17 protein-coding genes and 1 tRNA gene are annotated in these 16161 nt (G+C 42.2%); all 18 read right to left on the bottom strand.

The annotated features are described in order from the left end of the window. Positions 1-5: 5 nt before the first annotated feature. The gene (gene merTP, locus MTP09_RS01285) at positions 6-635 is read right to left on the bottom strand and encodes a mercuric transport protein MerTP (RefSeq protein ID WP_243549917.1); all 630 of its coding nucleotides are present in this window, start codon (positions 633-635) and stop codon (positions 6-8) included. Positions 636-686: 51 nt separating this feature from the next. Further along, on the bottom strand, positions 687-1145 hold the full coding sequence (locus MTP09_RS01280; protein ID WP_243549915.1) for a heme-binding domain-containing protein: 459 nt from the start codon (positions 1143-1145) through the stop codon (positions 687-689). Between the two features lies 1 nt (position 1146). Then, a complete protein-coding gene (locus MTP09_RS01275; protein ID WP_243549913.1) occupies positions 1147-2334 on the bottom strand; it encodes an efflux RND transporter periplasmic adaptor subunit in 1188 nt (395 codons plus the stop codon). Positions 2335-2363: 29 nt separating this feature from the next. Further along, entirely contained in the window at positions 2364-3614 is a 1251-nt protein-coding gene (locus MTP09_RS01270) for an efflux RND transporter periplasmic adaptor subunit (protein ID WP_243549912.1), read from the bottom strand. Next, on the bottom strand, positions 3611-4858 hold the full coding sequence (locus MTP09_RS01265) for a TolC family protein (protein ID WP_243549909.1): 1248 nt from the start codon (positions 4856-4858) through the stop codon (positions 3611-3613). Before MTP09_RS01265 ends, MTP09_RS01270 begins: the two co-directional genes overlap by 4 nt. An 18-nt stretch (positions 4859-4876) precedes the next feature. Next, positions 4877-6835, bottom strand: a complete 1959-nt coding sequence (locus tag MTP09_RS14385; protein WP_088470047.1) for an efflux RND transporter permease subunit — start codon at positions 6833-6835, stop codon at positions 4877-4879. A gap of 2 nt (positions 6836-6837) precedes the next feature. Continuing rightward, complete coding sequence (locus MTP09_RS14380) at positions 6838-8121, bottom strand: efflux RND transporter permease subunit (RefSeq protein ID WP_089819482.1); 1284 nt, start codon at positions 8119-8121, stop codon at positions 6838-6840. 14 nt (positions 8122-8135) lie between these two features. Next, positions 8136-8759 (bottom strand): DUF3347 domain-containing protein, encoded by a 624-nt coding sequence (locus MTP09_RS01255; protein ID WP_243549907.1) that lies wholly within the window; start codon positions 8757-8759, stop codon positions 8136-8138. Between the two features lie 25 nt (positions 8760-8784). Continuing rightward, positions 8785-9168, bottom strand: coding sequence for a hypothetical protein (locus tag MTP09_RS01250; RefSeq protein ID WP_243549906.1), 384 nt, complete (start codon positions 9166-9168; stop codon positions 8785-8787). A 357-nt stretch (positions 9169-9525) separates the two neighbouring features. Continuing rightward, positions 9526-9693, bottom strand: coding sequence for a hypothetical protein (locus MTP09_RS01245; protein WP_179209397.1), 168 nt, complete (start codon positions 9691-9693; stop codon positions 9526-9528). A gap of 173 nt (positions 9694-9866) precedes the next feature. After that, positions 9867-10451, bottom strand: a complete 585-nt coding sequence (locus tag MTP09_RS01240) for a hypothetical protein (RefSeq protein ID WP_243549904.1) — start codon at positions 10449-10451, stop codon at positions 9867-9869. A gap of 31 nt (positions 10452-10482) precedes the next feature. Continuing rightward, positions 10483-11391 carry a relaxase/mobilization nuclease domain-containing protein gene (locus MTP09_RS01235; RefSeq protein WP_243549903.1) on the bottom strand — a complete coding sequence of 303 codons (909 nt, stop codon included), beginning with the start codon at positions 11389-11391 and terminating at the stop codon, positions 10483-10485. Beyond that, positions 11357-11833, bottom strand: coding sequence for a plasmid mobilization protein (locus MTP09_RS01230; protein WP_228438098.1), 477 nt, complete (start codon positions 11831-11833; stop codon positions 11357-11359). Before MTP09_RS01230 ends, MTP09_RS01235 begins: the two co-directional genes overlap by 35 nt. Before the next feature lie 236 nt (positions 11834-12069). Further along, entirely contained in the window at positions 12070-12993 is a 924-nt protein-coding gene (locus tag MTP09_RS01225; protein ID WP_243549901.1) for a toprim domain-containing protein, read from the bottom strand. Between the two features lie 273 nt (positions 12994-13266). After that, on the bottom strand, positions 13267-14454 hold the full coding sequence (locus MTP09_RS01220) for a virulence-associated E family protein (protein WP_243549899.1): 1188 nt from the start codon (positions 14452-14454) through the stop codon (positions 13267-13269). After that, positions 14442-14744 (bottom strand): helix-turn-helix domain-containing protein, encoded by a 303-nt coding sequence (locus MTP09_RS01215; protein WP_243549898.1) that lies wholly within the window; start codon positions 14742-14744, stop codon positions 14442-14444. The genes MTP09_RS01220 and MTP09_RS01215 overlap by 13 nt, the downstream gene beginning before the upstream one ends. Positions 14745-15016: 272 nt before the next feature. Then, positions 15017-15952 (bottom strand): hypothetical protein, encoded by a 936-nt coding sequence (locus MTP09_RS01210; protein WP_243549896.1) that lies wholly within the window; start codon positions 15950-15952, stop codon positions 15017-15019. A 124-nt stretch (positions 15953-16076) separates the two neighbouring features. Beyond that, a tRNA-Asn gene (locus MTP09_RS01205) sits at positions 16077-16150 on the bottom strand. Positions 16151-16161 lie beyond the last annotated feature (11 nt).

Raw genomic sequence — 16161 nt, 5'->3', positions numbered from 1 at the left:
ATTTATTATGGTTTTTCAGGACCAATGGTTTCCAATTGATATTCTTTTTTGTCAGTTACTACATATCCGGTAGCGTTTATGGCGTTTTGGATTACATCAATGTTTGTTTTTGAATCATCAAATTTCACAACTGCATTTTTGTTTTCGTACGAAGCGTCTGAACTTATAATTCCCGTCAGTTTATTCACTTCGCTATTGACGTGCTCCCCACAGCTTGCGCAGGTCATACCACTAATTGTAAATTCTATTTTACGGATATTAGATTGATCTACTATTATAATTTGCTTTTCTGTTTTTGGATAGAAAACAGCTGAATAGTAGGGGAAGGCAAGCATAACGACTGCAAATAGGGTAACAATCCCTAAAAACATTTTCGACTGCGTGAATGGTATTTTTTCATCTTTCTCGCAGCTACAGTCTAATTGTTTTTTGGGTTTTAGTTTAAGATACCAGGCAAAACCAAGAACGAAAACTGTTAACGCGATTAAATAAGGCCGTAAAGGTTCGAGCCAGGAAAAAGTTGCAGCAATTCCGCTTGTTCCTGCTATTAAAACCAATACTGGTGTAATACAACACAATGAAGCGGTAACTGCTGTCAAAAGTCCTGCTCCGATTAATTTTCTGTCTGTTTTCATATTGTTCTTTTAAGATTTTATTTTCATTTTTGACGATTTTCATTTCATGTTTTAAAGTTCAAGTTCTGACTGAAAAAACTGCAAAAGGACTTTTTTCTTATTTGGTGTTAAACCTGCATCAGGATGAAGTAAAAGATAGGATTTTAAAGGCATTTCCTCTTTCTCAATCTGACTGATGATGCTTTTTATTTTCGCTTTCTTCCGTCTTTTTGAATAGTCATTGAACTCATCCAAATTGAGTTCTTCTTTGCCTTTTTTAATATGCCGGGCCATGAACCACGCGCCCGGCTGTAATTCCGAATACCAAGGATAACGGGTATTATTTGAATGACAGTCATAGCAGGAAACTTTAAGGATTGCAGCCACGTTGGCGGGCACCTTTTCGGTTTTTTCAAAACTTTGACCTGGCGGAACGGTGGAGACATTACGCTCCACCGGTATGACCTGAATGACTAAAACAATAGCCACCACTAGCACCGCCAGCCAGCCTATCATATTCAATTTTCTCATATTACATTGTGCTCATATCGTGACCCGCCATGGGATCTGCCCCTTTCTTAAATATATATTCGCTGTTCAGAAGGTAGGCCCCGGAGACCACTACTTCGTCTCCCGCCTTAATTCCTGATGTGATTTCTATTCTGTCTTCATATTCGAGACCCGTTTCCACCATTCTGTTTACGAAAGTGTTCTTCGCTGTTTTCACCCAGACGGTGGAGGATTTCCCATCCCTGATCACCGCATCTACAGGCATTGAAAGTCCATCACGTGATTTGTTTTCCACAAGAACATATACCGGCATGCCGGGTTTCAGCATGTTTCCTTTGTTGGGCACGGAAATGCGAACCAGATTTATCCTGCTGGAGGCGCTTATTTCAGGGTTTGTAAAATCAATCTTCCCATCAATCTTCAAATTATCCAGATCGGGAATATATACGGTGACCTTGCTGTCTTTCTGAAGGAGAGCCATTTGAGAGGAATAAACCTGCGCCTCCGCCCACAGCGATGAAAGGTCTGCCAGATTCACGATGGTGCCGCCTTCCGCAAGATAATCACCTTCAGCAATGCTCAGATCGGTGATGTACCCGGCTGCATTGCTGAACACGGTAGTGGTTGGCGTGGCTTTTCCTGATCTTTCCAACTGTTTGATCTGGCTTTCGGACATTCCCCATAAATAAAGCTTGTTGCGGGAACTTTGGAGCAACTGATCAAAATCAATGGAAGTATTGCCGACAAACAGTTTGCGTCTTTCTAATGCCAGCAAATATTCCTGCTTTGCATTATTGAGTTCTTCACTGTAAATATCGACCAACGGCGCCCCCTTCGGAACAAAATCGCCAATGTTTTTATAATACAACCGTTCAACTCTGCCCATTACTCTGGAACTTACTGCCTGCATTTGGTACTGATTAAAATTGAGTGTTCCAGTCAGGGTAAGTTTGTCGGCCATAGACCCATCAGATAGCGCGACTGTTTTGATATTCCCAAGTTTAACCTGCTCGTCATTCAAAACAATTTCGTTAGGATCCGCATTCTTTTTCTTCTCCACAGGCACCAAATCCATGTGACAAATGGGGCATTTTCCGGGTTTATCGGAGACTACCTGCGGGTGCATGGAACAGGTGTAGTAGATATCGTGGCCGGCATGCGGATCTTCCTCCTTTTTACAGGAGTAAAGAAAAACCAGCAAGGCCAGCATTAAAATATTAAATTTCATCTTATCAATTTTTATCTGTTAATTTTTATGAAACTTTCGCTGTCCATCAGGTACTGTGCATTTTCGGCAACTCCATCTTCAGGAAGCAAACCACTGACGATCTGAATTTTATCGCCTACCACCGCGCCGGTAACAACCTTGTGGGCAATAAAACCGCCTTCAACTTTTTTGAACGCAATTTTATCAATCCCCAAAGAAACCACCGCTGATTTCGGCAGCCAATCTGCCATTCTGTTGTGGCTCATAATCTCCGCTTTAACCTGACTTCCGACAGGAATTTTTGCGGTGGAATTATCAAAATAGACGCGCGCAGTTACAGTTTTGCTGCCCTGCCTGAAAAACGGTTCAATAAAACCGATGGTTCCTTTGAAGCGGCTGTCCGGATTGGATTCAGGAATGACCATGACAGACTGTCCTTTGCTGACCAGGCCAATATCTTCAGAAAAAATATTGATCAGGGCCCAGGTTCTGTTGGGATTGTAGACACTGAAAATATTCTGTCCTTTCTGGAGATACATTCCCTCTTTTAGGGGTAGTTCAGCGGTGGCTGCCGTATTTGAAGCCATTGCGGGTGCAGATTGTGGTGATGACCCCATGCTTCCGGCCGATCCTGCCTGCTGAATGTGTCCGCTGTAATTGCTGAAAACCGGAACTGTGAGATCAGGTTTCCCTCGCTGGATGACTTTCTGTATCTGTGAAGCCGGCATTCCCAAAAGAAGGAGTTTCTGGCGTGAAGCATCGATCATTGTTTTGTTTGAGCGGTCATTTTTAATAACGAAGAGCAGGTTTTGCTGTGCGGTTAAAAGTTCCGGGCTGTATATATCTAAAATACGCTGCCCTTTCGACACTTTCTGGTATTTATACCGCACATAGAGTTTCTCGATACGGCCCGCAACGCGCGAGGAAATACTGCCAATCTGTCGAGTATCGTATTCTACCGTCCCTAAAGCATCAACCGTGGTGGGTATGTTTTCTCTTTTTACTTTTATTACGGGCTGTTCCGACACTACAAATTCATTGGTTGGTTTCAGCAGATCGTCGAGTTTAATCCCTTCTTCCTTTTTTTCAGGGGCATCTTTCAGCACCAAATCCATCCCGCATTTGGGGCATTTGCCTGGTTTGTCTGAGATTACTTCCGGATGCATCGGACAGGTATAAGTATGCATTGCAGCTTCTGCCGAGTGCTTATCTTCCCAGAACTTCAGTTTGTCACACGCCGTTAAACCAAACAAAAACATAGTGAATATTATCAATTTTCTCATCTTCTTTCTATTAAGCGGTCAATTTCAGTTTGCGTCTGCAGTGCTTTGGTAAGGATCTCGAAATATTCCAGTTGGGCCATATTCAGCTGTTCCCATGCGTCATATAACATGAAGAGTTCTTCCGTATTCTGCTCATAGCCCAACTGCATGGATTTGTAGTTGTTTTTTAAGGCCGGAATAATGGTGTCTTCATAGAGTTTAAGCTGATTTTTGTTCAGTTCGAGTTCATTGCGCATTCCATAGGCCATTCCACTGTATTCGTTCACCATCATTTCTTTCTGTGCCTGCAAGGCTTCTTCTTTCAGTTTCAGGCTTTCAATATTGGCTTTATTCATGCCTGAAGCCCAGGATACGAAAGGCAGTTTTGCCATCAGCATCAGAGAAAACTGCATGGGCTGGCCACCAAAACCAAACATGTTTTCGAACTTTACGCCAAATTCCGGCTTTAGATTCTGCTTTTCCAGATCCTGTTTGAGTTTGGCAATATTGATTTCCCGGTCGATGCCGCGGAGATCACTTCTGTTCTGATAAAATAGATCCTGACCAAAAGTCTCGAGAGAATAATCATTCAGGTTGTATTCCGGTTCAATCTCCAGTGGCGCGAGCGGGTCTCTTCCCATGAGGGCATTCAACCGGATCCGGTTGACGCGGAGGTCATTCTCGTACATGAGCTGCATGTTTTTGGAGCTTCCGAGGGCAGCTTTTGCTTTGTAATAGGCCGATATTTTACCGAGTCCGTTTTTGTACCGGATCTCGGCGTTTCTGATCATGAAATCCAGCATCTTTTCGTTTTCCTTAACGACCTTCAGCTTTTTATCCAGGACAATGGAACTGTAATACAGTTTTTTTGCATCCTGAAAGTTTTCATTGAGGGCGGCAAAGAGCTTTTCCTTTTCTACGGAAGACATTGCCTTCATGAGATTTTCGTTGGCGTCGAGTTTCTTTCTGTTCGGAAACATCTGTTCCACCGAAACTGCTACCGAGCCCATGCCTAGCATATCGCCGTCGCGCTGCCAGAGTTTTGCATTATAGGGCGTCATGAAGAAACCGGCTCCAACGGTTGGGGGCATCCAGCTTCTTGCGCCTTTGGCCGCAGCGTCCATTGACCGGACTTCCGCATTATACATTTTAACCACAGGATGGTTGGCTGCGATACTGTCGATTACAGCGGGCAACGGCATCCGCTGAGCATCAATATTGGTGTAAAGCAAGGCCAGTGCTCCTGTTATTATTAATTTTTTCATTTTGTAATCATTTAAGGATTAATGGGAAGCGTCGAGCACGTCAATTTTACCCAACTTGTTCAGTTCCCATTCCTTCTGCATATAAAAGATAATGGGGGTTACCAACAGGATGTGAATTGCGGAAGTAAAAACGCCACCCACCATCGGCAATACGATTGGTTTCATCATATCACTTCCAACGCCGTGACTCCACAGGATGGGAACGAGTCCGAAAAGGGTAACACACACGGTCATAATTTTAGGTCTTAATCTTTTCGCTGCTCCATTGATGACGTACTCCCGAAGTTCTTCATTGGTAATGGTCTCCCGTGAGTTGCCATTCTTCGTAGTAAGCTGAATCATGGCATCGTTCAGGTAAATAACCATCACAATTCCCGTTTCTACCGCAAGTCCGAACAACGCAATAAAACCAACTGCTACGGCTACGGAAAGGTTCACCCCCCAAATCGAAATCATAAAGACACCCCCGATTAGGGCAAAAGGAATACTGATGAGATTAAAGAAAGCTTCGCGGTAAGAATTGAACGCAAAATACATCGAAAGGAAAATCACTATTAATACTAGGGGCATAATCATTTTTAAAGTCTGCTCGCCCCGAATCAGGTTTTCGTACTGACCGCTCCATTCCACGAAATAACCTTTTGGCATTTTGTTCACCATGTTATTGAGTTTTGCCTGGGCTTCTTTTACGGTACTGCCTAAATCCCGGTCGCGTACGTTGAATAGAACAGTTCCACGCAACATTGCATTTTCAGAATTGATCATTGGTGGTCCTTCTGTAAGACGAATGTCAGCCACTGCACTTAGCGGAATGGAACCAAATTCCATCGTCTGCATGGGCAATCTTCTCAGAGATTCCAAATTATTTCTGAAATCCTGGCCGTATCTGGCATTTACCGAAAAGCGCTGTCGGCCTTCCACTGTGGTGGTGAGTTTCATTCCGCCGAGCGCACTTTCCACGACGGCATTTACATCATCCACACTTAGGCCGTATCTTCCTATTTCTTCGCGTTTCACTTCAATATCCACATATTTTCCGCCGGTAATGGGTTCTACGTACATGTCTTTTATTCCTTCAATACCGGTGAGTTCCTTTTTTATTTTTTCGGAAAGGACCGCGATACTGTCCAGGTTCTGTCCGTACACTTTTACGCCCACATCCGTTCTAATCCCTGTTGAAAGCATATTGATCCGGTTGGAAATCGGCATGGTCCAGCCATTGGTTACGCCGGGAATCTGCAGTTTGGCATTCAATTCATTAATAAGATCGTCTTTTGTAAGGCCGTCGCGCCATTCGTCCTGAGGTTTCAACAGAATGATGGTTTCAATCATTGAAATGGGTGAATTATCTGTCGCCGTGTTTGCTCTTCCGGCTTTTCCGAGGACATGATCCACTTCCGGAACTCCTTTAATGATTTTATCCTGCACCTGAAGTAATCTTTTGGCTTCAGAGTTCGAAATATCAGGCAAAGTGACCGGCATAAAGAGTAGTGAGCCTTCATCTAAGGGCGGCATAAACTCACGGCCGAGGTTCATAATTAAAGGGATGCTGATAAGAAGGGCAAGAATATTAATGCCAAGCGTTGTTTTTTTCCATTCCATGCACCAGCGAATGATGGGTTCGTAAACCCGTTCCAAGCCCCGATTTATTGGGTTTTTCTTATCGTCTTTAAACTTTCCCTTCATAAAAAAGGAGATAAGTACCGGCGCAAGGGTAAGTACCAAGATCGCATCAACGATCAGGATAAAAGTTTTGGTGTACGCCAACGGGTGAAAAAGTTTACCTTCCTGACCTGTCAACATAAATACGGGGAGAAAGGAAACCACGATAATCACCGTAGAGAAAAAGACCCCTCTGGATACCTGTAAGGATGATTTTTCGATAATCTTCATCCGAATATCTTCGGGAATTTTAACGTAACTGTCTTTCTCCTTATCTTTCTTTCTGAATATATTTTTAAACCAGTTGGTTTTCATTGTTATGGGTTTTTATTTTGTTGATGGTTCTGCCAATCGGAGAGATTTTTATACGCATTTTCAGACATGATAATTCCGTTATCTACAATCACCCCAATTGCCAGTGCAATTCCGGTAAGCGACATAATATTTGATGAAAGTCCGAACGCATTGAGCAGAATAAAGCTGATGGCAATGGTGACCGGAATCTGAATAATGATACTGAATGCACTTCGCCAGTGGAACAGGAACAGAATCACAATGATAGCGACCACGATGATCTCTTCGATCAGCTTGGTTTTGATATTGTCTATTGCCCCTTCAATCAGCGTACTGCGGTCGTAAGATGTTTTGAAGGTAACGCCTTCGGGGAGACCTTTTTCCACGTCCTTCATTTTCTCTTTCACATCGTTGATGACCTTATCCGCATTTTCGCCATACCGCGCCACCACGATACCGCCTACCACTTCTCCTTCCCCATCCGCGTCGAAAATACCCAGGCGGAGATCACCACCCATCTGTACAGAGCCAATATCTTTCACACGCACAGGAATACCGTTGTAATTTCCCAAAGCAATTTCCTCGATATCGGCTACGTTCTTTATGTACCCCAGTCCGCGAATGATGTATGCCATATCAGCCATCTCAAATTTACGTCCGCCCACATCATTATTGTTGGCTTTGACTTTGTTCATGACATCCATCAGAGAGACGTTATAGTACTGCAGTTTTACAGGATCTACAATGAGTTGGTACTGTTTTTCGAAGCCGCCAAAGGAGGCTACTTCCGCCACGCCGGGAACCGTCTGAAGCGCAAACTTTACATACCAGTCCTGAAGGGCACGCTGGTCTCCCAAATCCATTTTGGGTGCATCGAAATGATACCAGAAGACGTGACCTACACCGGTGCCATCCGGTCCGAGAGTAGGCGTAACGTCTTGCGGGAGTAAACGCTGGGCATAGTTAAGCCGTTCCATTACCCGGGTTCTGGCCCAGTAAATATCCACGTTATCTTCGAAAATAACATACACGAAGCTCATCCCAAACATGGAAGAGGCGCGGATGTTCTTAATTTTCGGAATTCCCTGAAGGTTGCTGACCAGCGGGAAAGTCACCTGATCTTCAATAATCTGGGGACTTCTGCCCATCCACTCCGTAAAAACGATGACCTGGTTCTCGCTCAGATCCGGAATGGCATCGATGGGATTGTCCCTTACCGCAAAAATACCCCAGATAAAAAGGCCGATTGCTATCAGCAACACGAAATACCTGTTGCGGAGGGACAGTTTGATTAAATTTTGAATCATGGTTCTGTACGGTTTTACTTAATTTCTTCCTGAACCTCGCCACATGAAAGCATTTCTTTGCCGTAATAAGGATTCTTCACCTCACGTGAATCGCTAAGCCAAAAAGCGCCTTTGTTATCGTTATACATTGGACAAAATACTTTGTACACCGGTTTTGGAGTTCCGAAATCTTTCAGCAGGTCGTAAAAATCTGCACTCATTAAATCCAGATGTTCGCGCTGATGATCAATCTTTCCGGCGTTATCTGCAATGTGCTCGGCGTGTCCACTGATGCTTGATTCGAGATCAGCAAATTCTTTTTTCTGTTCAGCAGAAAAACCGTTTTTGTCTATTTTGGGAAAAGAAGCGAGGATCCCTTTGGCCGCAATCACCGCTTCTTTATCATCATCACCGGACAACGCGAAAGTAAGGTGGGTGTAATGAGAATAAAGCTCCGTAAGGTCAGCGGTAGTTTTTTTGGCGGCGGTCACGGTTACCTTAGCATCCATTGCCATACTGTCCATCGCTGAACTGTCCGACATCGTGCTCATATCGTGCTTCATGGAAGTTTCAGTGGTGCTTTTCTGTTCTTTATTCTCTTTGCAGGAAGTGAGTGCAAGTGTGCCGATTGCCAAAAGGCTGAATACTAGTGTTTTCATTATTTTATAAGTTTAAAGATTATTTTTATTTATTAAAAAAGGCTTCGTAGTTCGCCTTGTTTTCAAAGTACACGACATTGTCATTTTTATCGGAAATCGCAATAATTGCGGTTGCTTTATCGATGAGTTGATGAGATATCGGATCGTACGCCATGCGCGCATTTTCTTCCTGCGGGATTCTCAGTTTGCAGTTTTCACAGCAACCATAGTAGGTTTTGCCGTCATGTTTGACTTCGAGTTGTTTTTTGCCCATATAGGCGTTGTTTACCATACATACCTGATCGTTTGGAACAATGTCGCCGGTCTTGAACTGTGCATTGGTAATTTGGGTAGTTTCTGCTTTTGAATTGGTGCAGGAAACGAGGAACACTGCTACAAAAGCCAGTATTCCTAAAAGAATATTCTTCATTAAATTATCGTTAAAGGTTAATTTTGAGCCTCCTTGTTTGAGAAAGTGCTTTTGAACATCCGGTTCCTCAAATTATCCTTTACTAAAAAAGGAAAGTCTATTTTGAAAGAGCTTAAAGGAGCGTTTGAAGTTCAAATGTATTTACAGCGCCGCTAAAAAAGAACGGGCTAAAGTGTCATAAACACTTCACGACCAGACACAATTCGGGCTGTAAAAGAAGATCTTAACCTATTTTGGGCGGTTCCCAAATGGTATGGAATCCACCGGAGTAATGGGGATTCTGATAAAAGAAATTAGAATTTTTGTCATCGTAACCGGACGCTTCGTTTTTAGAATCCTCTAAAAATTTACTATCCGCTAAAACAGTGTATTGAGCAGAACTGCAAAGGTTTCCGCTACAGTTTCCTGAGCATCCTTCCGTTTGGCAATTGTGTGATTTGGGGTGACAGCACTCATCTTTGCAATCGCCGCTGTCGCAAGACGGGTGAAATTTCGCGAATGACTGTTTGATGAAAATCTCAGCATGCGCCTCTGATTTAAAAACCTGCTTATCCTTTTTGCTGCAAGCTAAGGAAATCCCTGGCGCCAGAAATAACGCGAGTGTAAGGGAAAGCAACAGTATTTTAAAATTTCCGACCATTGTAAGTAAACAGCACAAAGATAGGGAATTATTTTAGAATGGACAAATAATTTTTAGTCTACCTACTCTCATACCCCTCCTTAAACTTCAAAAACTTTTCTGCGTCCTTTGGATTTTTCTTCATCCATTTTTTCATTAGTGCGGTATTGTGCTCCAGCTGTTTTACTTGCTCTGTTTCATAAATCGCCTTGTTTTCATCCTTGATCTCCTCCAGGATTTCCTCTCGAACCTCGGTCTTGGTGCGGATGCTTTCGCGGTACCAGTTTTTTCCGAGATAAACAGTTGCTGTTATAATAAAAAATGCAACCAGCAATAGAGCTACGATTCCGAAAAACCAATTTTTAACTGTATCTGATTTCTGATGGAATTTTTCCAGATGCTTTATACCGTCCGGAGATAATTCCGCCACAATATTGTTTGGGATGGATTTAAGCAATGCCTGCCGTTTAAGATTTTCTTCATGTGCCAGTGCCTGGATTTTCTTCACATCCTCCTTGATATCGCAGTATATGTGGAAAATCGCCTTCCCCGAAATTTCTACTGCCTTATTGCTTTCTATGACCCGGTGCAAAAGTTCGATGCCTGCATCTTGTGAAGAATAATTTTCTGTATTCTCTTGGTTGTTAAATTCGTTGTTGTTCATTTTGTTTTTTTTTGATGTTTTTTTTAAAGACCTATCGCCTCCTTTTTCTCTTCCTCAGCAATTCGTCGTCAGCCGCCGGTGTGTAGCTCGGTTTGAGGAGTTCCTTCACGGCATTTTCAATCTCCCTGAGGGCTGATTTTTCCGGATGTTTTATTTCGTTCGTTTGTGGATTACTCTGACTGAAAATTGCCGACTGGTGGTTTTCCGCATTCCGGTTTAGAATTTCTTTGAAATCTTTGATTTTCAGTTTGTTTGTAATCTCGGAAAGTTTGTAACCGGGATGGTACTGCCTCTGGGTTTCGTCGTTAATATCGCTCAGTTTCACAATCCGCATCCCCGACACGCCGTCCTTCACATTCTGCGAGAGCGTCACTTTATAACCACATCGCCGCATATAATCGACCAAGTCATCAAAATTTCTTGAGACCTTCAGACAGTTTTGCAGCACTTTCAGCATCTGCTGCTTTTTCTCCTTTCCGATTTCCACATCTGTTTTGAGATTCATCTCTTTGCAGACATTTCGAACCGATTCACCAAAGCGTTTCCCGATATTGGCAGATTTTACCGTGCATTTACCATAAACATCTATGCGGTTCACGATGAAATGGATATGTTTCTGCTTCGTGGAATTGTGGACATCCAGGACGACCTGGTTATTTTCCGTAAGTCCCACATCCTTCAATGATTTTAAAGCCAGTTCCTTCAACTCTTCGTTCGTCAGACTGTCGCCGACTTCCTTTGGTGGAGAAATGTAACCCGTCAAAGCCCATTTCTTGACATTGGGATTTCTCTCGGCGACAATCTTCATCTCTTCAAATCTTTCCTCCGGCATTGTTGAAAGCAGGTTGTTGGAATAAATACATTCCGCCGTGCCTTTGTCATTGCCATTGTATTCAATCGCGATCTTACTGATCCTCCTCGTCGTTGCCGAATTGTTCATGCTTGATGATTTGTTGGTAGAGGTATTCCCGGATCAACCTCGTTGTGGTTTGAATTTCCTCAAGGATCTCTTTCTTGTTTTCAAACTCATTCCATTCTCTGTTCCGGAGCAGATTGGATATCCTTATAAAATTGTTGCCGTAATTCAACAGAACCGCGTCGGTTTGAAACTCGTTTATTTTGAGTTCTTTTTCGGTTGAAACCAGTCTTAAATATTTTGATATTTTGAGTTTGTAGAAGTCAGCCTCCTTTTGAATTTTCTCAAACTCCTTTTCGGTAAAACGAACTGAGACTACCTTCGAAAATTGGTTCGCCGTCTTCTTTTTCAAACCTCCCTCTCTACCGATTTCGCGAAAGCGGTTCCTTCTTTTTTCTTCGGCAACCTTTGCAATTTGCTGCTCGGAAATCTGTCTTACAAACTGTTTTAAAAAGTCATTTTTCATATTGTGTTTATGTGGTGTTTAATTTTTTTATAATTTTAAACTATGGGCTTGAATCGTAGTTCCAGACATGCGTTTCCGACGATAGGAGGAAACCAAAAAGCCCGATTTTTACGGCAAGCATACGCTTGTTGTAAACATTGGGTACTTTTTGCACTAAATACATGGCCAGTTTTTACCCAGCTTTTTTAGAGTATTCCACCTGTGCTTATTTTGCGCAGCCCGGCTTGTATAAATCTTCATCTTTTTCTCCTGTAAATATTCCGGTTTCCCTCAGCATCGTGTATGGCTGTTTGATTTTTTTCAAGCTTATTTTCAAGTGTCTTTTCTTCCTGTGATATCAGGAAATCATTCAGATCTTGATGGAGGAAATATTCATTCGATCGGTCATTTGCCTTCGGGAAAATTTTCAAAATTGAATCCCTGCACTGTTCGCCGGCGCGGTCGTTATCCAGGTACATTTCGACAGATTTATAATTTCCAAAAAGCCCTGATGTCTTGTGAACCATGGCGACAGAGTTCAGAATTAGATAGTCGGAAGGTGTCTTTTCCGGTTCTAAAATTTTATGGGAGAGGTAATCGGTAAAGCCCTCGAAAACCTTGAGGTTTGCAGAATTATTTTTTATCGTGGTGATATCCTTTTTTCCAAGACAGATTTTGGAAAAACTGCTGCGGATTTCGTAGCCTCCCGAATCGTTTTTGAATCCTAATCCGAAATAGTTCTTCCCATTCATTTCGTAATGAATTTCCTGAAGTTCAGATTTTTGAGATTCGAGTTTTCTATATTTTAAATATTCAATCAACGCTGGATGTGACACTTCTTTTACTTCTAATATTTGATAAGATTTAGTTTCTTCTTTTGGATTGTTTAAATTTCCCTTTTGCTTTTGAAAAGAAAAATCAAACTTTTCAAGATATTCAAGAGCATCGGATACAGTGCATTGTTTGAGCTCCTGAACTATCGACACGACATCGTATTGTTTTCCAGTGCCAAAATCAAAGGCAATATTTTTCACATAATTCACTAATAAACTTGGCGTTCGTTCTTGTCGATTGATAGCATAATAATAGGCTGTTTTCGGATGTTCTTTGCTTGGGAATAGAGAAAAACTTTCCATTACTTCTTTGATGCTGATATTCTCGTTCGCTTGTTTGCAGTTCATTTTTTGTGTTTTTTAAAGTTTATTTTTTTTATATCCAGTTATGTTTTTACCGTTTTTCCATACCTGCCTACCTAAAAATTGAATATCAGTTCGTTATATTATTTTATGACTTACCTTGTTGTTACCTGTTAATTGGATCCCTTCTTTAACTATGGTAGTTTAGGTAAAGTCTTATCTATTTTATTACCTTCATAAAAATTTGAAAATGAGTTCTGTAAGTCCACTTAGGTAAGTAGGTAGGATAAATTGAATGTCAAGGATTTAAACTTTCTTTCAGTCAATCTTTCTTCGGATCAAGTAGCCGTAAACCTGCAGTTTCGGATGCTTGATTCTTTCATACTTGAGCCTGGTGAGCGCCTTTCCGACCTTGATGTTGTTCAATCTTAAATTCAGGGCGTTGTTCATTGCCACAACGATGTCCGTCGCCGTAAGAAAGTCCTTGATGTCCTTCGATTTCTCGAAGTGAGCGGAAACGATTTCCTGCTCCAGTGAAAGCTGGGAAAACTGCTCGTTCCTCAGCTCGTTGGCCTCTATGTCCGAGAGCGTCATTTCCGGTTGGTAATTTTTTCTTTCAAAAGCATTGTGGTACGCCTGCGCCCATACCTTGTCTATTTCTATTTCCTCCACATAGGCGAAATCAATGTTTAAAACTTCGAAAACCAGCCACCTTACGCTTCCTGTCTCGTCGGTAAGGAAATCTGTTCTGTTGGTGGAGGCAACAAAGGAACATATCCTATCCATGTTCTCCGGCTTTCTCCCATACGGAACCCTTACTTTCGCGCCGCCCATCGAGATGAAGGATTTCAGCGTGTTGACATCCGATTTGGACAGGACGGCCAGCTCGTCGGCATTGAGGATAAAGTTTTTGCAGATGGCGATGATGCCGTCCTTGTCCACTGTGACATTTTCGGAATAATAATCCCTGAGCCCGTCTGGGATGAGGAACCGCAGGAAGGTGGTCTTGCCCGTGTTCTGTTTGGAACTTGCCAGCACGAGGCACTGCTTGTTGACATAGTCTTTCTTCAGGGCGCAGAGCACGGCGCGGGTCAGCCACTTCTCGAGATGGTAGCGGAACGCTTCGCTGTCGTTGGTCCGGACAAATCCCGCCAGCTTCCGAATATGGTCTTCGCCGTCCCAGCGGGTGAGTTTTTCAAAGTATTCCGCTATCGGGTTGTATCTCTTTATTAGGTGGCTCCGGACGAGAATCTCCAACTTCTGCATGGTGATTTGCATCCCTGCCTGTACGAGTTCTATCAGCAGGGAGTTGATGTTTAGCTCTGTCCAGCCCTCCTTTCCCTTTAGCGATATTTCTATCTCCAGGGCGATGGCGTTAAAGCGAAGGTCATACTTGCTTTCCAGATACTTCATCACCATATCGAAAATGGTAGTGGTCTCGGAAGCGGTTTGGTAAAGTACTGGGATTTTTTGCTCCTCAGCCGGCTTGTTGGTTATTTCTTCCATCGCTCCAGAATTTCCTGCTCGAATGCATCGTAGTCATCATTTTGTATTTCCTCCTCATTATCCCCCAGAAGATAAGCTTCCAGATCTTCTTTGCGAAAGTAGATTTTCTTTTGCCCCTTCTTTTTGTAGGCCTTCAGTTTGCCGTGGTGTTTGAGTTGGTAGAGATAGTCCGGATCCAGGTTGAGGAACAGCGCGGCCTCTTCCTTGGAATAGATCTTCTTGGTTCCGAGGGCGAGCATCTGTAGCGCCTTGGAGGTAAACTCTTTTTGCGAGTTTACCAAGGTGGACATTTGGCTTTCTAGCGCAGCTAGTCTTTCTTGGTCTTTCATTTCGTTGAATTTTGTTGAGGCCAAGATATTTCCCAAAGAAATAGCCGCCTAAAAGCGACTTAAAAAGTTTTTTGTAAAATAAAACAACCTAAAGAAATGTGCGTTCAATAGGAGGTTTTGTTTGATAATGGTTTAGTCAATAAACCATTAAAAGCGACTAACTGTCGCCTTTATAATTCTGGTTATCAGACAAATATGATTTTTAAAGAGAAAATGTTTTTTTGGATTTTAGACTATATATCATCCTGAACATCGCTGTTGGAAAGATATTTTGAGAGGTTCCTGCTGTTTATTGGCTCTTCTGCGATATTTCCGAGCCTGTCTTTTGCCGAGGTGACGGCGTTGATAATTTTGCAGGTTTCGGCTTGGGTTATTGTGCCGGATTTACAACTTTCCATAACATTAGTAAAGGTCGAGAAAAAGTCCAAAATAGGCTTTACGCTCACGCCGTTCCTTGCAGGCTTTGTAAACAGAATCTTTCCAGAGTTTTTCTTCCGCAGTAAAAAGTCCGATAAAACCCTCTCGGAATCTTTAGAAATAAAATAATCCCGCAAAATGTCATCAATGACCATATTCGGATTCTTTTTTATTTCAAAAGCAAAATCGGATTCCTGTAGGATAATATTGTTGTGTTTTGCGAGTTCGTTGGTTTCAGATAAAATGATTTGTTGATTATTTAATTCGTTTGAAATCTTAGTGCCAACTTTCAAAAATTCTCTTTTTAACTCATTGGAATGGTGTTCTATTTTATCTGCCGCGTCTTGCTTTTCTCGGAACTCAAACCTTTCGCTATAACTGTTTTTCTTGAATTTTTTGAATGCCTGAATTGGCTTAAATGGGTGTTCCATTTTTACCTCGAACAGTATTACGGCAAGAATTTGAAGAATGATATAGAATAGGATTTGGGTAAAGTCGATCTTCTCGGCATGGATATCTTCCAGTATTTTCCCGCCCCAGAAAAAGGAAAGCGACAATGAAACCAAAAATAAATTCAAAACGATTAAAAACCGCTGGGTGTTCCAGTCGTTATACCAGTTTGCCCTTTCCTTGGAGTAATAGTTTATCGCAAACGGACTGAACGCAAACCAAAGCCGCCCTGCAAGATAGAAGGGGACAAGGATTGTAAAGGTTACCATTAGAATATATGTTGCGATATAGAAGTCAGTCATAGATAACGTACTAAAATATTCTTACACAAAAATAGCATTAAAATAAAATACTTTTGTTCGTGAAATGTTCGTGACAAATATAAAAAAAGACACTCACATTTCTGTAAGTGTCTCATTTTCAGTGCTCCTCTTGCTGGGCTCGAACCAGCGACCCTCTGATTAACAGTCAGATGCTCTAACCAACTGAGCTAAAGAGGAAGATTGCCTTT

The organism is Chryseobacterium suipulveris, from assembly GCF_022811685.1.
Classification (GTDB): Bacteria; Bacteroidota; Bacteroidia; order Flavobacteriales; family Weeksellaceae; genus Kaistella; species Kaistella suipulveris.
This window is presented reverse-complemented; position numbering and strand designations above follow the sequence as displayed.